The sequence below is a fragment of the Sulfidibacter corallicola genome (genome assembly GCF_017498545.1).
Lineage (GTDB): Bacteria > Acidobacteriota > Holophagae > Acanthopleuribacterales > Acanthopleuribacteraceae > Sulfidibacter > Sulfidibacter corallicola.
Map to the genome: position 1 here is coordinate 6,829,812 of NZ_CP071793.1, position 23,165 is coordinate 6,852,976.

General features: G+C 61.3%; 12 protein-coding genes. 9 read left to right on the forward strand and 3 right to left on the reverse strand.

Annotated features, from left to right (window positions below; genetic code table 11):
- Positions 1-122 precede the first annotated feature (122 nt).
- The 6 genes from J3U87_RS21240 (at position 123) to J3U87_RS21265 (ending at position 8,863) form a co-directional block, all read left to right on the forward strand.
- Complete coding sequence (locus tag J3U87_RS21240; protein ID WP_237377785.1) at positions 123-1,985, forward strand: tetratricopeptide repeat protein; 1,863 nt, start codon at positions 123-125, stop codon at positions 1,983-1,985.
- Position 1,986: 1 nt separating this feature from the next.
- Entirely contained in the window at positions 1,987-3,273 is a 1,287-nt protein-coding gene (locus tag J3U87_RS21245; RefSeq protein WP_237377786.1) for a DUF4388 domain-containing protein, read from the forward strand.
- 54 nt (positions 3,274-3,327) lie between these two features.
- Positions 3,328-4,416 (forward strand): hypothetical protein, encoded by a 1,089-nt coding sequence (locus tag J3U87_RS21250; protein WP_237377787.1) that lies wholly within the window; start codon positions 3,328-3,330, stop codon positions 4,414-4,416.
- A 120-nt stretch (positions 4,417-4,536) separates the two neighbouring features.
- Positions 4,537-5,007: an EVE domain-containing protein gene (locus tag J3U87_RS21255; protein WP_237377788.1), complete on the forward strand. Its 471-nt coding sequence runs from the start codon at positions 4,537-4,539 to the stop codon at positions 5,005-5,007.
- Between the two features lie 31 nt (positions 5,008-5,038).
- Entirely contained in the window at positions 5,039-6,478 is a 1,440-nt protein-coding gene (locus J3U87_RS21260; RefSeq protein ID WP_237377789.1) for a ribonuclease E/G, read from the forward strand.
- 126 nt (positions 6,479-6,604) lie between these two features.
- A complete protein-coding gene (locus J3U87_RS21265) occupies positions 6,605-8,863 on the forward strand; it encodes an amino acid permease (protein WP_237377790.1) in 2,259 nt (752 codons plus the stop codon).
- Positions 8,864-8,881: 18 nt separating this feature from the next.
- Here the strand turns inward: J3U87_RS21265 and J3U87_RS21270 are convergent, their stop codons facing one another.
- Positions 8,882-10,672, reverse strand: a complete 1,791-nt coding sequence (locus tag J3U87_RS21270) for an SLC13 family permease (protein ID WP_237377791.1) — start codon at positions 10,670-10,672, stop codon at positions 8,882-8,884.
- 604 nt (positions 10,673-11,276) lie between these two features.
- Here J3U87_RS21270 and J3U87_RS21275 point away from each other — a divergent pair.
- The 3 genes from J3U87_RS21275 to J3U87_RS21285 all read left to right on the forward strand — a co-directional run bounded on the left by J3U87_RS21275 (position 11,277) and on the right by J3U87_RS21285 (position 15,607).
- Entirely contained in the window at positions 11,277-12,365 is a 1,089-nt protein-coding gene (locus J3U87_RS21275) for a tetratricopeptide repeat protein (protein ID WP_237377792.1), read from the forward strand.
- An 844-nt stretch (positions 12,366-13,209) separates the two neighbouring features.
- On the forward strand, positions 13,210-13,512 hold the full coding sequence (locus tag J3U87_RS21280; RefSeq protein WP_237377793.1) for a hypothetical protein: 303 nt from the start codon (positions 13,210-13,212) through the stop codon (positions 13,510-13,512).
- Positions 13,513-13,708: 196 nt separating this feature from the next.
- Positions 13,709-15,607 carry a tetratricopeptide repeat protein gene (locus J3U87_RS21285; RefSeq protein ID WP_237377794.1) on the forward strand — a complete coding sequence of 633 codons (1,899 nt, stop codon included), beginning with the start codon at positions 13,709-13,711 and terminating at the stop codon, positions 15,605-15,607.
- Between the two features lie 135 nt (positions 15,608-15,742).
- Here J3U87_RS21285 and J3U87_RS21290 read toward each other — a convergent pair whose 3' ends face one another.
- Positions 15,743-18,184: a hypothetical protein gene (locus J3U87_RS21290; RefSeq protein WP_237377795.1), complete on the reverse strand. Its 2,442-nt coding sequence runs from the start codon at positions 18,182-18,184 to the stop codon at positions 15,743-15,745.
- Positions 18,181-22,590, reverse strand: a complete 4,410-nt coding sequence (locus J3U87_RS21295) for a DUF2339 domain-containing protein (protein WP_237377796.1) — start codon at positions 22,588-22,590, stop codon at positions 18,181-18,183. The genes J3U87_RS21290 and J3U87_RS21295 overlap by 4 nt, the downstream gene beginning before the upstream one ends.
- Positions 22,591-23,165 lie beyond the last annotated feature (575 nt).

Consider the following 23,165-nt stretch of genomic DNA (forward strand, 5'->3'; position numbering starts at 1 on the left):
ATCGGGAGTGGACGGGGTCGTCCAATTGGGAACCGCGGCGGTCTTGCGGTTTCCATCTTGTTTCCTACTGTGCTAGTATTCCAGGAGTTCAATAGTTGGAAAATTCGAGGATGACGAATTCGATGACTGGAGTGGGTTTCCCGGTGGTCCGGTTCTTCTGTATATGCTGTCTGGGTTTTGTCTGCCTGGCAGGTCCTTCGGTTCACGGACAAAATCCCGAGGACGGTGAATTCCAGGTCATGCTCTCCACCCTTTGGGCTTCCTATCGTCAGGCGAAGTCCCGGGGTGACGAAGAGGCACGGGATCGCGTTTTCCAAACTTTTCGCGATTTGCAGACCAACGCATCCGGTGAAATTTTCGAAACGGCCAGCTATCTGTTCCTCTTCGAAGGGCTCAAGGAGCTCGACGCCGAAAAGTACGAAGAGGCGCGGATCGAATTCCTCAACGCGATCAAGCTGAATCCCTATTTGTGGCCCGGCTACATGGGGCTGGCCAAGATCAAGCAAGTCAAGGATCAGGATACGCGGCTCTACGTGGAGCTCAACAAGAAAGGCATCGGCGAGGCCTTCAATCCGGCCAACGCCTACTTTTTGATCGATGCCTTCATTTGGTTCATGGGAAATCTCTACCTGGTGTTCATGGTCGCCTTCAGCGCCTTCGTATTGATACTCTGCGTGCGCTACATGCGGCCGTTCGTCTTCACCACGCAGGGGGCCATGGAGCATCGGGGAATGAAACCCTTCATCGGAAAGCTGATCGGCTTTTTGCTGCTCTTCCTGCCACTCCTGCTCGGTTTGAACTTTTTCCTGGCAGCCGGCCTGTATCTGGTTCTCTTTTTCCCCTTTTTCGATCCCCGTGAAAAGGCCACCTCGTCGGTGGCGCTGTTGCTGTGGATCCTGATCTCCTGCTGCGGCTACTTTCTGACCAACCTCAACGAAGCGCGCGTGGATCGCTTGCTGCAGGTGCACCTGACCCAATTCTTCCGGGGCCATATCGAGCAGGACATCGCGTTTTTGAAGAAGCAGAACAGCCCCGCCTTTTTGGAAAACCAGAATAAATTCACCCTGGCCAAACTGCAAAAGACGCGCGGTGAGTTGGCGTCCGCCATGGACGCCTATCGCCAGGTCGACGCGTCCAGCGATCTGTGGCCTTCGGCGCAAATCAATCTCGGCAACATCCACTACGAAATCAAGGAATTCCAGCAGGCCATCGAGGTCTACAAGCGAGTCTTGGACCGCCGACCCGACATGGCCTTGGCCCACTACAATCTCAGCGTGGTCCACGCCCAGATGGGGAACCACAACGAGGCCGGCGAGCACCGTACCCAGGCACGTCGGTTGGATCGAAGCCTGGGCGACTCCGTCGATCAATTCGGATCCGGCAGCGACACCGTGGTCGACGCCGGCGGCACACCGGGCCTGCGGCTGATGAGTGCCATTCTGGGTTCGGATCGCGGTTCCCTGGCCGAACAGATGAAGCGCCCGATCGTATTTCTGCCGGCCGCCCTCGGTTTGCTGTTCCTGATCGCCAGTTGGGTCCATACCCGGGCGCGCAACTTCCGCCTGCTCGCCAAGAATTGCGAGAAGTGCGGCATGGTCTATTACCAGAGCGATTCGCCCAACAGCGAATGGTGCAGCCAGTGCGTCAGCCTCTACATCAAGAAGGAAGACCTGCCCAGCGACGCCAAATTGCGCAAGCACGACGAGGTCAAGGCCTTTACCAAGCGCAAATCCATTTTGGACACCACCTTTCAGATCATCCTGCCCGGTTCCAAAAACATCTTGCACGGGAATCCCTGGAGTGGATTCATCATCGTTTCCGTTTGGGCCTTCCTGCTGGTCATGATCGCCTTACCCATGGATCGCATTGCCCATCCCTTCATGCGATATATCGACGGTCCCCTGGTCGTCACCTGGATCTTCGTGGCTTTGGCCGCGGTTTATTGGGTGATTTTCGGGTTACGGCCGATTTGGCAGGAGGACTGAGATGGCGCTCGAGGGTACGCTAAGCGATTTTGGGCTCGCCGACATCTTCCAATTGATCGGTCTCCAGAAAAAAACCGGGGTGCTCACCTTGCGCAACGACAAGGAAGAGGCCCGCATTCTGTTCATGAACGGCCTGGTCGTGGGTGCCGATACCAACAACCAGAAATTGGAAAACCGCTTGGGCCGGGTTCTCGTCAAATCCAACCGCATCTCCCAGGCCGAGTTGGAACAGGCTTTGGCGATTCAGGCCAAAACCCTCCAACGCCTCGGCCAAGTGCTCATCTCCAAGAGCTTCATCAAGCCCGAAGACCTACGCGATTCGCTTCAGACCCAGGTCACGCAGATCATCTACCGCCTCTTCCGTTGGACCGACGGCGAGTACCATTTCCGCCCCGAACGCTACGTCGATTACGACCAGGAGAACTTCACGCCGATCAGCTCCGAATCGATCCTGATGGAAGGCGTGCGGATGCTCGACGAATGGCCGATGATCGAGCGCGTGATTCCCGATTTCGACATCCTGGTGGAACGCACGCCGCGTGGCAAAAAGGTCAAACTCCAGATCGAGAACAACTTCACCCTGGATTCCGGTCTGGGGGAGAGTTTCGATTCCTTGCTGGAAGGCGTGATGTCCGACGGGGGCGATACCGAGCACGGACGCGAGGAAATCGAACAGTTGGATCACCAGCAGGAATTGGTGCTCAAGCTCGTGGACGGACCCACCGTGGTTCAGGACGTCATCGATCGCAGCGGCCTGAACGAATTCGAGACCTGCCGCGCCTTGTACGACCTGATGGGCATCGGCTACGTTCAGCGGGTCACCAGCGACGATGTGGATGGCGATTATCGAGTCATCGAAGAGGAGCGCCAAATACCCCTTTGGATTCCGGTCAGTTTTCTTGTGATCCTGGCTACATTCAGCTTTTTTGTGAGCTGGAATCCGCTCAACCAATATTTCTCCGTACCAGGCTTGAACACCTTCCAGGTCAACCACTACGAATCCATCAGTTTGAATCGTTTGAGGAAGGTAGCCCAAGGGATTGACCTCTATTTCATCCAGCGCGGCGAGCTGCCGGCATCGCTGGGACTGCTGGTCCGACAGAACTTCGTCCGGGCCTCCGAGATCGTCGATCCGCTGGGTCGCGAGTTTGATTACGACGTCTTTTTGAACGAAAATCGTTATAAGATCTACGGCAAGAACATCGATGGTTCCTCTTTGTCGTCGCTGCAGATCCAGAAGATTCTCACCAAAGACCGTTCCACGGAACAAAGCGGTACGGTCAACTGATTCGGGCTGTATTCGGCGCATAGGGACCGCAACGACCTCCATCAGAACGACGTCATGACAGAACGGGATCCCGAAAAGAACAGAGACGATCGAGCGACCCCAGACTCGGTCGACGGACCGATCACGCCCGAATTGCTTCTCGAGGTGCTGAAAAGTACCGACCCGAAGGAAGGCCCTCTCGAGGGGCCCGCGGCTCCGGGGTCCGGTGGGGGCCTGCCGCCGGATTTTTCCGACCTGAGTGCGCTGGACCGCATCAAGGCCCGTCGCCAGGCCAGGCGGCTCAGCCCCGAGGCACGTCAGGTCCTGCTCGCCGCCAGTGAAGACGTGCTTCTCAAATACCTGCTCGAGGTCGACTACCCGGATTGGGATCTCATTCGCGAGCACGAGGCCTTCACCGAAAAGTGGGTCGTGTTGTTCCTGCAGCGGTCCCGGGCCATTTCCTCCGAAGCGGTTCAAGACATCTACCGCCATCGCATCCTGCGCCGCGATTACCATATCTGCCGGGCCATCGTGCGCTGCCGCTTCGCGCCCCAGGGCGTGGCGATGAACCTCGTGCCGCGCCTGCGGTGGGTCGATTTGATGCAGTCTTTGCGGTTGCCCTACCTTTCGGGTGCGGTCAAGTTCCGCATCGAAAAGCAGGTCATGGAAGTCCTGCCCAAATTGGCGCTGGGCCAGAAGATCGCCTTGGCCAAACAGGCGCCCCGCGCCCTGGTTCGACACCTACGCATGGACCCCGATCCCAAGGTGATGCGTGCTCTGCTCCAAAATCATTATTTCACCCACGACGACGCCATGTTCCTCGCCAATTACGGCGAGATCCCGGCCCAGATCCTCGGCGTGTTGGCCAGCCACCCCCGCTGGAACCATTTCAAGGACATCAAGCTCAGCCTCCTGCGCAACGCCAAAACGCCGCGCGGCGCTTTGATGGGGCTCACCAAGGGCATGACCGAGTACGATTTCAAGCAGGTTTTGCGTGACCCGCGCGTTCCGGTATATACTCGCCGCTTGATCGAGCGAATCATGGAAGAGCGTTTTTTCGATGGCAAGCGTCGTGACCGGTTGGCGGCCAAAGCCAACAGCGGGTTGGCAAAGAAGGGGCTCGCGAGCAAGAAAAAGGGAAGCCACAAGCCCTCCGGTTTTTGACCTTCGGGGAGATCGACGGAGGTATCGTGGGTGGCGCCCGCGGCCTCGGCAATCTCCAAGGGTTGCGGTGCGCCTCGTATCTCTCGAGAAAACGCCGAACGACAAGGGAGTGGACCCAAGATGAATTATTGGCTCTTGAAAACGGAACCCGAGGTTTTTTCTCTCGACGATCTGAAGGCCGCGGGCCGCGAACACTGGGACGGCGTGCGCAACTACCAGGCGCGCAATTTCATTCGCGACGAGATGAAAGTCGGTGACGGCGTGCTGATCTATCACAGCCGCACCCAGCCCATCGGCATCGTGGGCGAGGCCCGCGTGGCGTCCGAGCCCTATCCCGATCCCACCCAGTTCAACGCCGACGAAAAATACTACGACCCCAAATCGCCGGCAGACAATCCCCGCTGGTTCGTGGTCGATATCGAATACGTGGACCATTTTCCCAAAGTCCTGCCGTTGGCGGACCTGAAGCAGACTCCCGGCTTGGAGAAGATGGTGCTGACCCAAAAGGGCAGCCGTCTCTCGGTTCAGCCGGTGCGGCCCGACGAATGGACGATCGTTCAACGTTTGGCCGGACGTGCCGACAAGGCCTGAGAATTCGGTGATTCGGTGCCTGGAGGGAAGGGTGGCTCGTTCGGTGTTTCTCAATCGGCTGCCGGGAACGACCCGGGTGGCGGTCGCGGTGGACGGCCGCCTCGAGCGTTATCTGCTTTTCGGCGATGACGATGGGCCGAGGACCGGGGATGTCCATCTCGGTCGCGTGACCTCCGTCCTGCCGTCGATTCAGGCGCTTTTCGTGGATATCGGCCAAAAGGAACCCGCCTTCCTGAACGGCCGCCACCTGCCCCACGGCTGGCTGCCCGACCCGCGAACCCGGGTTCAGGACGTCGTCAAGCCGGGTCGGGTCCTGGCGGTTCAGGTGACGCGACCGCCAGTGGGCGGCAAGCAGGTCCAGGTCAGCGCCAGACTGAAGTTGGGCGGCTTTTGGGTCGAACTTTCCGAGGGCCAACAGGGGCTTCGGTTCAGTGGCCATTTTTCCGGGGATCGAGATGCGGTCCGCCAGGCCTTGGACCCTCTGTTCGGGGACGCCGACGGGGTGGGGCTGCGCGTTCGCTCGGCGGCCTCCGATCGCGAACCCGAGCTCGTCGCCCGCGAGGCCGGCCAATTGATCGAGAACCTGAAGCGATTGCGCGGCACCGACCTGGAAGGCGTCAACCGCCGCCTGTGGCGCCCCTTTTTCCTCGAAACCCTGTTGCAGGAAGGACATAGCGACGCTCCCCGGGCCATCTACTGCGACGATCAGGCGTTTTTCGAGGAGGTGCGCGCCCGCCTGGCCGAGCGTGCACCGAGCTGGGTTTCCCGCGTCCAACTGCACCTCGATGCCATTCCTCTTTTCGACGTCTACAAAATCACCTCGCAAATCAGCGAGGCCACCTCGCCGCGGGTGTGGCTCAAGTCGGGTGGTTTTCTGGAAATCCACCAGACCGAGGCGATGGTCACCATCGATGTCAACAGCGGCAAGAACACCAAGGCTCGCGGGGGTCAGAGCGGGCCGTTGCGCACCAACCTGGAGGCGGTTCGCGAAGGGTTCCATCAAATTCGGTTGCGGCAGTTGGCGGGCCTGATCGCGCTCGATTTGATCAGTATGAAATCGAGTTCCGACCGCAATGCGGTCTCCAAGGCGATTCGCGCCGAAATCGACCGCACCGACGGAAAAATCGATATCGCGACCATCGATCGATTCGGCATCGTGGTGCTGGCCCGGGAACGGCGCCATGCGGACCTGACTCGAACCCTGATGCGGCCCTGTCCCACCTGTGGCGGTAGCGGTTGGTCGCCGAAGCCCGAGAGTGCCGCCCTCGACGTGCAAGGTCACCTTCTGCGCGACGGAGAAACGCTGCGCGGCGAAGCGCTGGAGGTGGTTGCGGCCCCAGACCTGTTCCATTACCTCGAGAAACATCGCAAGCTGTTATTCCAAAACCTGGAACGCGAGTTCGAATTGGAAATCCGGCTGGTTTGCGATGATCGACAGCGCGGCGCCCGTTTCGAGATCCGTCCTGTCTGATTCCTGAAAAGCTTCCGATTTCCTTCTTTAAATCCTTGATAAAAGATGTGGTTTGACGGTTCACGCCAGACTCGCCCCATGTCACAATAGGCCATCGCACCCTAACTCTCGTGGGAGTGGCAGGCCATGAATTCGACGACCGGCGCAATGCAGAGAGGCGACGAGGCCCAACCGCAGCACGAGGCCCCCAAAACCGATGGCCGGGGAACGCAGACCAACATCATGATGGACCCCGATCCTTCGGGTCACAAGTTCGGCACCTTCAGCGGCGTCTTCCGACCGACCATTCTCACCATTCTCGGTGTGATGATGTACTTGCGCGAAGGCTGGGTGGTCGGTAACGCCGGACTGCTCGGCGCCGCCATGGTGATCATCGCCTGCTACGTGATCACCGGTGCCACGGCACTCTCCATTTCCTCCATCACGACCAACATGCGCGTCGGCTCGGGCGGCGTCTTTTCGATCATCAGCCAAAGTCTCGGTTTGGAGGTCGGCGGTGCGGTCGGCGTTCCCTTGTACTTGGCCCAGGGGCTCAGCGCCGCCCTGTACATGCAGGGCATCGTGGAAACCTGGATGTACATGTTCCCCAACCATCCGCAGATCCTGGTGACCCTGGCGATCTTCGCCGTGTGTTTCGGTTTGTCGGTGACCAGCACCAAGCTGGCCTTCCGGGTTCAGGTCGTCGTCATGGTCGGCGTGGTCGCGGCCTTGGCCTCGATGATCATGGGTCTCAAGGTCCATCCCGTGAATCCCAATCCCATCCTGATCGGCGATTTCCCCGAGGGTGGCTTCAGCGTGCTGTTCGCCGTGTTTTTCCCCGCGTCGACGGGCATCCTGGTGGGCTCCAGTCTCTCGGGAACCTTGAAAAACCCACGCAAGAGCATCCCGCGCGGTACCCTCGCCGCCTGGTTCCTGTCCGGGTCCGTCTACCTGGGCCTCGCCGTCTGGTACGCGCTGCTGGGAACGCCCGAACAGCTTCGCGACACCCAGACCATCTTCGCGGTGGAAGCCGCCTTCGACGGGCGCATCGTGCTCATCGGCATCATTTCTTCCTGCTTCTCGGCGACCTTGAGCTCCCTGGTGGCCGCGCCCCAGGTGCTGCAAGCGCTCAGCAGTTATCGCATCGTGCCCTTTCACCAGACCTTCGAAAAGCTCCATAAGAACGAACCGCGTAACGCCACCCTGCTCACCGCCGGGCTCGCTTTCGTATGCCTGCTGGCCGGTGATCTGAACACGCTCGCCTCGATTCTGACCATGTTCTTCCTGGTGATCTACTTCACCATCAATTTGGTGCTCTTCATCGAGCAGCGCCTGAAAATGCTGAGCTTTCGGCCGACCTTCTCGATCCCCTCCTTCGTGCCCATTTTCGGCGCCACCGCCTGTTTGGTCGCCATTATGCTGATCAGTCCCTTGACCGGACTGGTGGCGATCGCCTTCGCCGTCGGCATCTACGCCTATCTCGACCACAAACAGTTGGAAACCCCCTGGGAGACGGTCCACTCCGGGATTTTTGCCAGCATCGCCAACTGGGCCGCCAAGAAAGTCTTTCACACCCGCGCTTCCTATCGCCGCTCCTGGAAGCCCGACCTGCTGGTCCCCGTGCAGCGGAGCACCCAGTTGGAGGGGTATTACCGGATCATCTATGCCTTGACCAAGCCGCGCGGCTCGATTCAGGTGCTCGGAATCCTGGGCGATCAGACCCGCTACCGTGAATCCCAGGAAACCGAATTGCGTTCGCTGGTCAACGACTTCCAGAACGAGGACCTGTTCTCCACCTGTGCGGTGATCGACTCGAACGATTTCCTGGGCAGTCTCTGTGCCTGCATTTCCGTGACGCGCGGCGCCTTCTTCAAGCCCAACACCATTTTCACTTCCATCGAGAACCGCACCGAAGAAGAGCTGCAGCGCATCGTCGATTTGGCGCGCGAGAACGAAATGGGCGTCATGTTCCTGGCCTTTCACCCGGAATCGGGCCTGGGCCGCGAGCGAACGGTGAACCTCTGGGTGCGCGACCAGTCGCCCGACTGGCATTTGGGGCTCAAGCTCTCCAACCTGGACTACGCGGTGTTGATGAGCTACCAACTCAAGGTGAACTGGCAGGCCAAGGCGCGGATGTTGACGGTGGTCAAGGACCCCGGCCACGTGGAAATGGCCGATCGGTTCATTCGCAACTTGCTCGAGTACGCGCGCATGCCGGGTGACATCGAGGTTCTGGCCAAGGCCGGCAACTTCTCGGACTTCCTGATCGAGGCGCCCCGTGCCGATCTCAACATCATGGGCCTCTCCGACAAGGTCGACAAGCAGGCGATGGAGAACCTGGTGCGGGCGACCCAGGGATCCTGTCTCTTCGTGCTCGATTCGAGCTACGCCAGCGCCCTGGCCTGAGCGGCGCTCGCCTGGCTGCTATTGACCCAGGCCGTAGACCATCGGTATCGCGACACAGGCGACCAGCCACAGAATGATCGAGAGCGGCATGCCGATGCGCAGAAAATCGCCGGAGCGGTTCCCGCCCGGCCCCATCACCAGGACGTTGGTCTGGTAGCCGATGGGGGTGGCCAGCGCGGTGCTTGCCGCGAAGGCGACCGCCATGATGAACGGTTTGCTTTGCCAGCCCAATTGTTCGGCCATGCCGATCGCCAGCGGCGCCATCAGGGCCGCCACCGCGGTATTGGACACGAGGTGGGTCAGCACGTTGGTGATCAGGTAGAGGGCGGCCAGCAGCAACAGGGGGTTTTCCGGGCCGGCCAAGGCGATCAGGAGTTGGGTCAGGTCGTCGACGATGCCCACCTTGACCATCGCCGTGCCCAGGGGGATGGTGCCGATCAGCAGGAACAACACGTTGAAGTCGAGGGCTTTGATGGCCTCTTCCAGGCGAAGACAGCCGCGCAGGATGATCAGGGCCGAACCCAGCAGGGCCCAGATGACCAGGGGAACCCGTGTGAACAGGGCCAGGAGGACCACACCGCTCAGGATGGCCAGCGAAAGCTTCGCCTTTTTGAGCCGTCGCGCGGCCGAGACTTCGTCGATGATCAGGACCTCGTTGTTCGAGCGCAGCGCCTCGATGCCGTGGGACTCGCCCTGGACCAGCAACACGTCGCCGGCTTTGATGCGAACTTCGCTGAGATCCCAGAGGTGATTGCGGCCGCCGCGCTGGATGGCCACGACCTTGACGCTGAATCGGCTGTGCAGGGCCAGGTTGGAAATGCGGTTGCCCACGAAGGACGAGTTCGGACGAACCACGATCTCGACCAGCAGAAGCTGAAGGTTGCGGATGGGCACGCTCTCCCGGTCCATCAGGACCTTGCCCCATTCCAGCACTTTGGTGCTCAACAGCTCCGACAGGCTGTCGGTGGTGCCTTCGACGATCAGGGCGTCGTTGGCCTGAATCGGCTTGTCGTGGACATCGGCGTAGAAGTGGATCTCGTCGTGGCGGCGAAGTTGGAGCAATCGAAACGGGCTGGAGGAGGAAAACGCCTCACCGACGGTCTGCCCGATCAGGTTGGAGGTCTGCGGCACGATCATTTCCGTGACGTAGCGCGAGCGCTGGGTTTGCGGCAGCATGGCGCTCAACGACTCCCGGTGCGGCAGCAGCCAGCGACCGAAGAGCAACAGATAGATCGTGCCGATGACGAGGAAGATCAAACCCACGGGCGCGAAATCGAACATGCCCAGATGGGTCTGGGTGTACTCGTGATAGATCTCGTCGATCAGCAAGTTGGTGCTGGTGCCGATCAGGGTGCAGATCCCGCCGAACACCGAAAAATAACTGAGCGGAATCATGACCTTGGACGGCGCCATGTTGTGTTCGCGCGTGATGGTCAGCAGCACCGGAATCATCATGATCACGACGGGCGTGTTGTTCATGAAGGCACTGGTGATGGTGACGACGCCGGCCATCAAGAGGATCAGTCGTAACCAGCTTCCCTTGGACCAGAGCCCGATGCGGCGGGCCAGGGGATCGAAGGCACCGGTGCGCATCAATCCCGCGCTGAGCACGAACATGGCGCCGATGGCCACGGTGGCCGTGCTGGCGAAACCGGCAAGGGCCTCGTCGATTTCCAATACGCCCGACAACGACAGGGCCACGATACTCAGGAGCGCCGTCAGAATGATCGGGATCCGTTGCGAGAAGTAGCAGTACAGCGCGCCGACCAAAATGGCCAGGAAGGCGATTTTTTCGGGGGTAAACGTCATGATGCGGAAACCTTTCCGGTGGGAAACGCGGTCCTGGATCGGATCTCGTGCGGTGGGACGATGGCCGTGATCGAATCGGTGTGTGCCTTCGCGATGCGGCGCAATCGCCGGGGGTCGGGTCCTACCTCCGTGAGAGAGCCTATCCGAGGGATCCGTTACTTTCGTGGCCTGGTGGAACCGAACGCACATCCCCACGGGAATCGCGGCGTTCCGGAGCGACCGGAGGGCGAGACGGGCAGGTGCCGCCGCCCGGAGGCCCCGAACGATCGTTCACTTTTCGCGGGGACTTCGTTCGGGTTCCAAATGGATTTGATTCAGGGATTCAGTGAGTTTGGATCGTGAATCTTATCATGACATTGGCGACCACATCCGGTCTATCATCGAATCGCCGTCCATGACCGCTTCGGGTCTAAAAACCCGATTTCAGCCAGGACCTCGCGCCTTCGCACCGACTTCCCGGGGATAACCAACCGCAAATCGGCTCCAACGTGTTATTTTACCCCGTCGTGCCCATTTGGCCGACGTGTCGCGCCGCCCGCGGAGCCTTGCCGGGCGGAATCGGCGCACGGGCGCCGAAAAACTAGAGGAACGGTGCAAAAAGCGCATGGATCAAGAGAGTCAGTCAGCAACCGAACACCATCCCGCCGAAACGACGAAAACCCAGCACGATCGCGAGGTATGCAGCCACTGCGGGGCCGATCGCCTCGAGGGTGCGAAGTACTGCTACAGTTGCGGACAACCGTTCGTGGCCTCGCGAATGGACCTCTCGGCCGTGGGCATCATGGCCGCCTTCATTTTGCTCGGCAGCCTGTTCGGATACTTGCTGATCGATCGCGTGATCTTGGTCCAGCAAGACGATCACGCCCACCATAACCACGCGGCCGCGCCGACCGACAACCCGCGCATGACCCAATTGAGGGCCAGAGCCGAGTCGGGTGAGCCCGCCGCGCTCATGGACCTCGCCGAGTATCAGATCGAGAGCAGCGTGCATCAGGCCGCCTACCTTTCCCAGGCCGCCGGCACCCTGGAGCGACTTCTTCAGCGCTTTCCCAGCCATCCCTACAGCCTACGCCTGCTGGGGAACATTTACTTTCAGTTGGGCGATCACCAACATTCGGTGTTGTTCTACGAGCGCTACCTGCAGCAGATCCCCAACGACGCCAATGTCATCACCGACCTCGGTACCCAGTATTTCGCGATGGGCGCATTCGAGCGCGCCGCCGGCCAGTACCGCAAGGCCTTGGAACTGTTTCCCGACATCTACCACGCCCAATTCAACCTCTCCCTGGTCTACAAGGAAATGGGGGAATTGACCCTCTCCGAACAGGCGCGTGCGGCCGCGGAGGCCATCGAGCGCCGCGTAGGCAAGACGTTGGCGCCCGATCCCGATCTGGCGCGCCTTCCCGACGGCGCCGATGCCACGCCACAGGTCGCCGAATCCGACCCCTACGGATCCCTGCGCATCTTCTTTGCCGCGCACCCGATCGTCGGGCCCAAAATGGTGGGCTTCGAGGCAGGTGATCAGGGCGCCGTGCTCTCGTTGCGGAACTTCCCGATGGAGGCCATGCCGCCGGTCGCCCGTCAGGCCTTCGACAAGAAGGTGCGGGAGCGCCTCGACCAAATTCCCGAAGGGCAGCTCACGATTCGCGATGCCGACGACGGCGAGGTCATGGCCGAGTACCCAGGCCCGTAGCTGGACGCAACGCCGAAAGGCCGTTTTCCATCCCGAGCGGCGGTGACTTCGGATTTTCGTGGAAATGCGTTGATTCGTGTCCATTCGAGTGATTCGTGGACGAAATTGTCTTGTTCCGAGAAACCAATCGAATGTCTCTTCCTTGTTTAGGGAGATTTAGACTCCTCAGCCACTCTGTGATCTCTCTTCAAACAAAGTGGTGCATTCCTGAGCTGGGTCTTGCCTTCGCCAAATCTTGATCAGGAAGGCAAGAATGATGGAAACCAGGAAAAGCAGGACCATGATGTGACACCAAATGCGGATCCTTTCCTGGTTTCCGATGTTCATGGGTTCCTGCTAAATTTTTCGGATGAACGATCCATGGCCCTTCGCGAGAAACCAGGTGTGCTGTTTTTTTCTCGAAATCGAGCTGGGTATTCCCGCTGGTTCGCTGCTCTTATGTAACGAACTCTGTAAAGCTTGAAGATAAAGCTAAAAACCTAAAAGGGCGGATGTCCGGGGAGTTCGTCAATGAATGTCGGCCCAGCGGGCCAACCTACCTGGCACGACGCCCCTCGCGTGAATGCGGGAACTCCCCAGCGATTCGCTTCGATTGGTTACCCACTTGAAACGCAGGCCCCGGCCTGGGCGGCGACTCGGTGGTTAAACTTCGAACTCACCTCGGGTTGGCATGCAACACCGCTCTTTTTGGCCGACTTCTAGCCGATCGTACTCCGAAACGGTAAGATAGGGATGTTTTCCGCAGCCATTGCACTCGATACCCTTCGTTCGTGGGGCCTCGTCCGGGTCGTGCCTCTTCGCTGGGCGGGTCGGGGGCGAGGTTCAATGCCGCAAGGAGTTCCTTTTGGGAAGACCCGCACCCAACTGGTTTGCCGAGCTGGAGCACCTCAATCCGGATCGTTGGTATACCGCGCCGCGCCTGGCCAAGCGTGTCGCGCGTACTTCAGCCAATGTGCGCCTGGTTCTCAGCCGACGCATTTCGCCCACCTACCAATCGATCAACGGTGAACTCTACGCCACTTGGCTCGGGGCCGATCTGATTCGGCTCGCGAAGCGGTTCGTGGTGGAAAAGCGGGCTCGCGATGCGCGCAAGGCACGCCGCGGCACCGGGCGCCGGGGTCGACCGCGGAAAATCAGGACCGAGTGACGGTGAGCGCCCCGAGATCGCGATCCACGACACCCCCTTCACTTTGCCAAATCTTTGCGAACTTGGCCGCCAGCAGGTTCTCGTCTTTTGGTATGATTGCTGATCAACACCTTTAGATCCGTATTTATTGTTCGACCAGGTCGACCCTACACGGCTTTGGGTTGTCTATTGAGTCGAGAAACGAGGGAATCGCCCCATGAAATGTCTTTTCGGACGCCTTTCGCCCCACTCCGTGATCAAGCGTGTCATCGTCCTGATGACCTTGACCTGCTTGTGCCTGCCGTCGATGGCCCAACATCCGTTCTACGTGCAGACCTACGAAGAGGGAAAAGAGGCCATGCAGCTCGAGGATTGGGATCGCGCCAGCGAGTTTCTGGAGATCGCCGCTTTCGGTCTGCTGGATCACACCGACTACCTCGGCGATATCTACGTGCGCCTGGCCATCGTCCAGGCTTCGCTGGAGGATAGCGCCAAGCTCATCAAGTTCCTCGCCAAGGCCAAGAGCCAGGTAGGCGCCGTCTTCAACAAACCCGAACGCACACCCGCGCCGGTCTGGGAGCGATTCCTCATCGTGTCCGGCCGCAAGAAGGCGCCCCCGCCCCCGATTCCCAAGGAAGTGAGCGAGCTGGAAGCCTATGTGAGCGACCATCCCAAGGTCGAAAAGGGCTGGCTGGCGCTGCTCCCGAAAAAGCGCGAGGGTCGTGCTTCGGTCAACCGTCGCTGGTTCGAGCGGGCCCTGGAGGCGCATCCCAAGTCGGTCGCCATTCTCCAGGAGGCCCTGTTCTTCGCCGAAGAACACGATCGCGGCCGTCAGGCCGAGTCCTTCGCCAAACGGCTTTTCGATTTGGATCCGGAAAACTCGTTGGTGAACGAGTTCTACGGCAACGCCGCCGTCGATGCCGACAAGTACAGCGAAGCGGGCGATTTCTACAAAAAGGTTGCGGGACGGCCGCGGTTCAGCGAAACGGAAGCGATCCAGGCTCGCCTCGAGGAAGAGCTGGAGAAGTTGAAGAAAGCGCGCGAGCGGATGGAACTGGCCAAGGAGCGCGAGGCCAAGAAGGCGGAGGCGGATCGGAAGAAACGCCTCGAGGAACGGGAAGCACGACTCGCTCGGGAGCGGGCCGAGGAAGCCAAGGCCGCCGAGGCGAAGGCCCAGCGCAAACGCGAAGAAGAGAGCCGCAAGACCAAGCGCGAAGAGCGTGCCGCTCGGGACCGCAAATCCACTTCCGACAAGGCCGAAGCGTCCAAAAGCGAGAAAACTGCCGAGAAGGCCGAACCCGATCCCCTGGTCGAACAGGAAGCGCTGGTTCGCGCCAAACCGGAGGATGTCGATGCCCGGTTCGTGCTTGCGCGCATGTACCTCGAAGTCAAGGAAACCCGCAAGGCGCGCCGCGAGCTGCGCAAGTTGGGACGGATCGAGGCGGATTCGCCGCGCTACGCCGAGATTTTTGCCGAGTACAACTACCTCCTCGAACGCCACAAGCGCAACCTGGACGTGCTCAAGGGTCGCCGCGATCTCACGCGGCGGACGCTCTACTTCTATGGGTTGAGCCTCTTCGAAACGGAGAAGTACGAGGAAGCGCGCCAGATTCTTTCCGATCTGAGTCGCAGCGAGTTTCCCAAATTGCGTAACGTGGATGCCGAAATCCGCAAGAACCTGGCGAAGGGAAAGGGGTCGGCCAAACTGGGTGGCCCCACCCCGCGCCATATCGTAGCCTTGGAAAGGAGTGTGGCCGATGGGGAGGCCAAACCCATCGACCGCATTCGTCTCATCGACTACTACCTGTCCGTGGAGAACTGGAAAAAGGCCGAACCCCTGATCGAGGACGGCTACCGCGAGTTCTCGAAAAACCAGGAGTTCCTGTTCTTCCACGGTCGCAGCGAGTTGCATCACGGCAAATTCAAGGAAGCGCTGGAGTTGTTCCAGCGCCTCTTGAATGCGGGATACCGCAAGCGCGACATCCATTACTATGCCGGGCTCGCCGCCATGAAGGACGGCAAGACCGCCGTCGCCGATTACCTGTTCAAAATGGCCGAGAACTACAACACCCAACTCAAGGACGAGATTCGCAGCCTGCAGAGCAAGCAGCGCTGAACCTTTTCTTTCCGCGCGAGAGCCGTCCCACGCTGCTCACCTCGTCGGGACCGGTACGGAACCATTTTTCAGTTCACGCGCAACGGCGATGCCCGCCGTACCGGGAGCAGCCAGCACAGCGGACATGACACCGCCTCAATCCCATTTGGAGAGTTCCAGTCGCAACGTCTGGTAGCGCCGCAGCAATTCCTGCCGTTTCATTTGGAAGACCAGGAAACTGCCGGTGAAAAGGCAGCCGAGCGCCAAGAACACGACGCCGATGAACAGTTTGATGGCGCCGGGTGGTTGGATCATCACCACGTGCACCAACGTGGTGACGGTGTTGAGGAGAAAGAAACCCACACCCAGAAAGAGGTAGATGCGGATGCGGAGGCTGATTCCGGCCACGACGCCCAGCGCCGAAATCAGCGCGGCGCCGACCGGAAACCAGATCGAGTCGCGGAAGTCGATGAGGTTGTAGAAGGCCGAAACACACAGCAGCACCAGGCTGGTCACCAACCGGATGGCTTTGAGCTGGCGCTCGTCCAATTCGTCTCGAAACATCTGGCTGAGTGCCAGGACGCTGGCGGCAACCGGGACCAGATAGAAAAGCGTGTGGTCGAAGCCGCTGCGGGAGAGCCACATGCCCAGGGCGATGTTGGCGAATCCCGCCGCCGCCAGCATCAGGCGCCGATGTTGGGTTTTGGAGAAGGCGAAGTACATCCCGGCCATCAGCAGCGAGACGATTTCGGCGTGATGGTGATCGGCGTTCCCCAGGCCCAACCACATCATGTACCCCCATCCCAGCAGGGCGTAGAGGTGGGAGGCGCGCGCCATGGTCGCCGTGAGTCGATGCCGGCCGCGTTGCAGGACCTCGCGGATGCCGGCCGCCACGGCACCGACGCCGAGCAGCAGGTACGCGTCCAAGGGCGTGCCCAACTGCAGGGTGTCGTTTTGGTCCAGTCGCCAGCGAATCAGGCCGACGAGCAGCCAGAGACCGACTTCGGTCGCTCGCGCGGACCAGGCGGCGATGTCGGGCTCGCCACGCCGAGCGCGTTGCAGGAAGAATCCGGTGGTGATCGTGAGGACTGCGACCAGCATGACGAACTCGGACAACCCAGTCGCGAATGCCGGCATGTCGAGGAAGAAGACGGTCGCGCCGATGGCGACGGCCGCGATCACCCATCCGTGGGCGGCCATCAGGGCCTCGCGTCGCTCGTCCGCGTACCGTTCGCCGCGTACCAGCGGCAACAGCAAGACGGGGGCGGCCACGCAAAGCGACCAAAGCGCCAACCAGCCCAAGTCGAACCCGCGGTTCAGGCAGGTGAGGGCGAAACAGGAAATCGGAATCCAGCCGAGCAGCGTGAGGCGCAGCGGGGCCCGGGTCCAGGGCCGCTGGGGCAGGACCGCCCAGAGCGTGGTCAAGATGCCGGTGTGGAGAAGCGTCATGGGCGAGGGGAAACCCGCCGCGATCGCCTGGCTGAGCGCGGCCACGAACACGACAGAAAATGCCCAGTTGGGAATCCATGGCATCGCTCGATCGCCGAATCGACGCCGCAGGGCCACGGATACCACCAGCAAAAGGGTCAAGGCGCCGAATACCACGGCGTTGGGTGCAGGTACCTGTAACGAGGCGTTGGCGGGGAAGAGGAACAGCCCGGATTGGACGAACCAGATCGCCGTCATCCGGCCGCGGTAGGCGTGCATCCAGCCTGCCGAAATCAGCATCGACAAACCCAGGGTGACGAGTGCGCCGGGACCCTGGACCAGCAGGAACGCTGCGAACGATTGGAGGGCGGCGTTCCCCAGAATGTAGACGCCGAGCCGGTAGCGACGGGCCTCGGAGCCATCCAGACCGGTAAAGCGGGACAGCCAGGTGGGCAGTGTGGGCGGCCAGAGTGCGAGTGCCATGACGGCGTGGATCGTAAGTATCGCGACGAGGGTCGCGGGGGGATCGGCGAAGGTATCGCCAGCCAGGCTGCTGGTGGCCCAGATCAGGCCGAGCCCGGCCAAACCGGTGCCCATCAGGGAAATCGCACCCCTTCTCAGCCAGCGGCAGAGCCGCAGCAAACCCAGGCCGCTCAAAACCAGGACCGGTGCGTCGCCGGCCAGGTTCGCCAATTGAGAATCCGCGGTCTGCAGCAGGAAATGGAGCGCCACGCGGGCGGCGATCGTCGCCAGCGTCAATGCGAAGAGCGACATGGCCGCCCAACGATCCGCCTCGGAGGCGGGACCGCTGCGTTTCAGCTCGTTGCAGGCCAGGAAGTAGCAGGCCGGCGCGGCCAAGATATACATCCCGAGTCCCGTTGCGGGAAGCAGTGCCAGGCCCAAAAGCCAGATGGCGAGGGTCGTGGCGCCACGGGTCAGGGTTTGCGCCACTGGGTTGTCCGAGGGGGTGGTCCAGCGCAGCACCAAGGCCGTGGCGAGCGTCAGGGCGAAGCCCGTCAGGTTTTGGATGTCGAAGGCCTGCAACGGCGTACCGCGGAACAGGAGGTCACCCACGCAAAGGGCCATGATCAGCGACGTCGCGATGAACGAGGCCACCCGGAGCATCCGGCGATAGGGATCGAGATTGGCGATCACGGGTAAGCGGCTCATGGTCGGAACTCCTTTTGGGAACACAGGTAACCGGCCACTCCGAAGACGGCCAGGGTGAACAGAAGGGCCGCGGCCAGCGCGTGGGACAGCGAGAGACCGGGAATCCACTGCCGGCCCGCCAACTCCACGACCGTGAAAAAGTTGGCGTAGGCGAACCAGAAAAGACCCAGCCCGAACAGTCGCTTTTTCTGGATGCGAAACGCGGAGAAAAAAACCAGGGGCAGGAGCGCGTACAGGAACGGCGCGGAGAGGGTGTGGGCGGAATGGGCGTTTTCCAGTTGCGAGACCCCCCAAAGTGCCAGGTGCGCCACGGGGATCAGCGGCAACAGGGCGTACAGGACTTTCTCCATGTGCCGATCGGATTCGGGGTGAGATTTCGTTTCCTCCGCGCTATCGCCGCGAAGGATTCGCCGGGCTCGTTCGAGCAGGTATTCGCTCGCCACGAACAGCCACAGGCCGATCGTCAATCCGCTCAGGAGATCGCCGGTCCACCGCACGCCGAGGTTGCAGGCCACGAAGGCACGCAGGAAGCGGAAGACCGCGTTGAAGGTCGGCTTCACGGCCGGGCAAAGCAGCAACCACACCCAGGCCGAGGACCAGACCGGCAGTCGGGTTTCTTGGGCCAGGAAGGGTTCTGCCAGGAGAAGCATGGTCGCCACCAGGGCCGGAACGGGCCGCCAAAATCCCATCGCGGTTTGGTATCGGGCCTTCCACGGCGCCGGCGTACGGGATCCGATGGGTCCGGTCAGCCACCACAAGGAAGCGAATCCGGCCACGGCGTAGAACACGAACGCCGTGGTTTCGAAAACATCGAAACTGGCGGGGGTGCCGAACCCTTCGGTGTACAGCCGCAGCCAGAGTAGGAAGGTGGCGATGAAAGTGGCGTGGGCGAAGGGACCCGGGTGGTCTTTGGTTGGGAAGCGATCCGCGAACAGGATCAAGAGCGCCATGAAACCGATGGAGGGAAGCGCACCGACCGGCCACAGGAACGGGATGACGAGGAATCCCAACGAAACCGCCATCATCGAAACCAGGGGGGAGGCAGCCGACCAGACCGGAGCCAGGGAGCCTTGGAAGCGCTCGCGACGACGTGCCGTCCAGGCGGCGCCACACTGGAACAGCGCCAGCATCAGCATGACCACATGCGCTTTCCAGGTTGACGGTGTCCACCAGGCCACCACGCCCACCGTGAAGGCCATCGGGACGAAAGCGGTCCAGGCGAAGACGGGTCGTTCCTCTTCGATGGCGGCCCAAAGTGCCGTGCCGGTCACGACGACGAGTGCCGCCAGGTGGGGCAGTCCCGCGGGAAGGGTAAGGATATCGGAAGAAAAAATGGCGCGACCGGCAGCCAGGAGGGTGGTGACACCGGCCGCGCACCGGAGGGTGAGTGGCAACCACTGCGGTGATCGCCATGGGAACGAACGGGAGAGAAAAGAGTCGACGGGCTCTCGCAAAGCCCAGAAATCATGGGTTTTGGCACGCAAGGCGAGGGCGAGGAGCAGGACCGCCGCCAACGCTGCGGGCAAGCCGCCGTATTCGGGGAATCCGAGTCCTGACCGCACCCATTCGACGGTGCATCCGAAGGCCGCGAGTCCGAGCAGGGCCTGAAGTGGTGATTGGGCGCGGCGGCCGATGCGCAGGCCGGACAGGAGTGCGATCGAGCCGCAGAGGGCCAATGCCGTGAACGTCGCCACCTTCGGTGTGGCGGGTGCCCATTGCGTGGCCCAGATCGCGGCCGCGGTGGCCGGGATCAACCACAGGGTTTGAAGTGTGGCGCGATGATCGCGAACGAAGGTCGCCCGATCGAGCCGTCCCCACAGCATCCACGCGGCCAGAGGCAACACGGCTACGAGGGGGTACCAGGCGCCCAACACCTCGGGACTCAACTTACCGGCGAGCAGGCTCACCAGCAGCAGCGGCACCAGTATTTGTTGAACCAGCCACAGCTTGCTTTGGCCGGTGCGATGCAGGCGAACGTGTCCCCACGCCAGAATGGCCACGATCGTTGCCGGCACGACGATCAGGTGAAAGAGGTCGTCTTGCAGCGCGCCCACCAGAGCCAATGGGATCGGCAGGAACACCAGTCCCCAGGTCGTCAGTTGGATCGGGCCTCGGTCCTGGTGACGCTCCCAGGCGTTGGCCAGCACGAAGGCGGGAGGCAGGAGCAGGACCCAATCCGGCGGATCCAGGTGGAGCGTGCGGCCCGTCGCCAGCGCGATCAACCACATGTGCAGGGTCGTGATTTCGCGGGCTGCCCAATGGTCGCTCTGTGTGCTCCAGCGATACCAGGCGAATCCGCTCAAGAGCAGGCTCGAGGTCAGCCAAGTCGGATCGAGGGGAAGGGCCAGCAGGTTGCCGAGCACGCCCAGGGCGCCGGCCGCGATGACCGCGGTCGCGTTGCGCCGTGGAAAAAATGAAATGGCGACGGCGATCGCAGGCAGCAGGAGGGTGAACATCGCCGGTTTGGGACCGACCCGGAAAAAGATCATGGCGAGAGTCGAAGACAACAGGGCGTGGCCCACGTGGATCATCCAGGTGTAGGTGAACCGCTCGGGCGCCACGCGTTCGGCGTGTTTGACGCCCGCGAACACGACGGCGCCCAGCGCGAGCGGCAACATCTGCAGGGCCATGTCCAGCAGGCTTGGCGCAAAGCGGGCGGTCAGGCCTGGCAACAGCAGGAGCGAGGATGCCGCGAACAGGTACAGGTGCGGCGCGAACCCGAAGGGTCCCGATATGCGCTTGCCGATGAAGGACATGGTGGTCAGGAAAGCGACTCCCAAGCCCAGGCCCAGCATGCTGTTGCCCGCCACTGAAAGCGTCAGGCTGGTGGTCAGCAGCAAATAGAAGGGGACCGACAAGAAGGTGAGCGAGGCGAGCAACGCGGTCGCGCGCGGCGAAGTTCCGTGGACTTCGCGTCGTTCGAAGAAGCTGGTCACCCAGGCGCTACCCAACGCGAAGACCGCGATGGGCACGGTGCCGGCCAGGACGCGGAAGGTAACGCCCTTTTCCCACAGCCACATGGACAGGAAGAGCCAGGCCGCCGTGAGCGAGATCGCCCCGATCAGACCCAGCCAGTTTTCCGAGAGAAAGGGCTTCAGATAGAGGTTCCAGGTGCTCGTGGTCTCCACCACGTGGTCGTCGATTTCCTGGCGTCGCACGGGGGCGGACAGGTCTTCCAGGTCCATGCCTTCGTCCTGGTCCACGCCCAACGCCTCGCCGATGACTTCCGATTCGGCCTGGCGGCCCATCGCCGCGTCGGGCTCGTTCTTTTCGGATTTGGGGACCGCGATCGCTTCGGGTGGCGACGTGGCCGGATCCGTGTTCGCGGCCGATGCCGGTCGTTGGGTCCGGATCCATTGTTCGAGCAGCAGCCGGATGGGTGCTTGCTGTTCCCGAGTCTCCCTTGCGGCCAGCTCTTGGAGCAGGATCAGCGGCAAAGCCGATCGTTTCCAGGCCGATCCGAAGGCCATACGACCCATGCGGTCGTCGCGGGCCGCGGCGTTCAATCGGTATTCGATCTGATTCGACGCGACCTTGGGGTCCATGCCCAGGCGCGCGCAAAGCCAAGCCCTGGCCGGCCCGTTCCATTTTTGGTGTTTCATCCAGTCGAGTATCAGGCGAGCCTGGCCGGGACCGCGCCAACCGAGAACCAGCCCCGCGAGGCGGGCGTCGTTGGCGATGCCCGGTTGGCTGCAGCGGTCGTGAAGGCGCTTCCAGCCCGCATCGCCCTCGCACCACAGAGATTCGGAGGTGGCCTCACCCATGGCTATGGTGGTGAATGTGGCCGGTGGTGCAGGTATCGCTTTCCGGCCGAGCCGTGCCTGCAGGTGATTTCGTTCGTGCCGGGAAAGGTCGAGCGTGTCGAGGAGGGCGCTCGAGGCGGTGGGATCGGGCCTGTGGGAACCGGTGGCGAAGGGGATGGGCGGCAGGGCCGAAAAAAAGGCCACGGCGGCCTCGCGCACTGCATCGAGGCACGGAGTGGGCTGGTCCAGCAGCGCCAGCAGGGCGTTCAGGCGCCTCAGATGCGCGGACCAGTCGAAGGCGTGCAGTGGGAATCGTGCATCCGGGTCTTGTTCGAAGAGCTCGCCGACTTCGATGTCCGTCTGGCCGGCTTGGTGTGCCGCGCGGTGTTTGGCCAGCCAGATGCGGGTCCGTTCGGCTTCCTGAATGACGCGAATGGGTTGTTGATCGAGAAGCACTTCGAACCGAGACGTTTCGGCGAGCAGTTGGTCCAGGGCGAGCGGATCGAGTTGGGACACCTTCTCGTTGGTGGCGGTGTCCAGTTGGGAGACCAGTCGTTGGTAGTCGGCGATCTCGAGTTTCTTGTCCGAGCAAAGGCGCCAGATGGCGCTCCGAAGTCTGGCCAAATATACCAGGGATTGTTCCGGGGTCGGGACTGATCTCATGTCGATCCTCCAGGGTACCTACCGTCGGGGGCCTTTTGACGTTCACCGGTGCCTCGAAGTTGGGTAGGTGGGATCCGAACGCGGCTGGGACGCGAGGATGGTATGGCTCCGGTCGCTTCCATCATGGGCCTTTCGGAGGCTCGATGTAAGACCCGCCTGAGAGGTATCGAATTGTGATACCTGGAGGCGCGTGCGCCGCCACGACGCCATGTGGGCTGGCGGTTTTGGCCCTCTTTTCCGCCATTGCGATTCTCGCGGTGTGTCACGTCGGATCGACAGGGGGGGCCGTGGTTCGGAGGATCTGCCGGATGAGTGCACCTGTGCTTGAAACGGCGGTTGGGCGTTCCTCGATGCACCAGAGTCGCCGCCCAGGCCGGGGGCCCCGGTTTCAGGTGGGTAACTAATCGAAGCGAATCGTTTGGGAGTTCCCGCATTTGTGAGAGGGGCGTCGTTGCAGTAAGTTGGCCCGCCGGGCCGACATTTTACGACGAACTCCCCGCACATCCGCCTTTTTAGGTTTTTATCTTTATCTTCGAGCTTTACAGAGTTTGTTACATAAGAGGGGCGCCGTGCCA

Bases quoted from the DNA above. Each gene is read 5' to 3' on its own strand.
- J3U87_RS21240 (WP_237377785.1), top strand. From the start codon at position 123: ATGACTGGAGTGGGTTTCCCGGTGGTCCGGTTCTTCTGTATATGCTGT.
- J3U87_RS21245 (WP_237377786.1), top strand. From the start codon at position 1,987: ATGGCGCTCGAGGGTACGCTAAGCGATTTTGGGCTCGCCGACATCTTC.
- J3U87_RS21250 (WP_237377787.1), top strand. From the start codon at position 3,328: ATGACAGAACGGGATCCCGAAAAGAACAGAGACGATCGAGCGACCCCA.
- J3U87_RS21255 (WP_237377788.1), top strand. From the start codon at position 4,537: ATGAATTATTGGCTCTTGAAAACGGAACCCGAGGTTTTTTCTCTCGAC.
- J3U87_RS21265 (WP_237377790.1), top strand. From the start codon at position 6,605: ATGAATTCGACGACCGGCGCAATGCAGAGAGGCGACGAGGCCCAACCG.
- J3U87_RS21270 (WP_237377791.1), bottom strand. From the start codon at position 10,672: ATGACGTTTACCCCCGAAAAAATCGCCTTCCTGGCCATTTTGGTCGGC.
- J3U87_RS21275 (WP_237377792.1), top strand. From the start codon at position 11,277: ATGGATCAAGAGAGTCAGTCAGCAACCGAACACCATCCCGCCGAAACG.
- J3U87_RS21285 (WP_237377794.1), top strand. From the start codon at position 13,709: ATGAAATGTCTTTTCGGACGCCTTTCGCCCCACTCCGTGATCAAGCGT.
- J3U87_RS21290 (WP_237377795.1), bottom strand. From the start codon at position 18,184: ATGAGCCGCTTACCCGTGATCGCCAATCTCGATCCCTATCGCCGGATG.
- J3U87_RS21295 (WP_237377796.1), bottom strand. From the start codon at position 22,590: ATGAGATCAGTCCCGACCCCGGAACAATCCCTGGTATATTTGGCCAGA.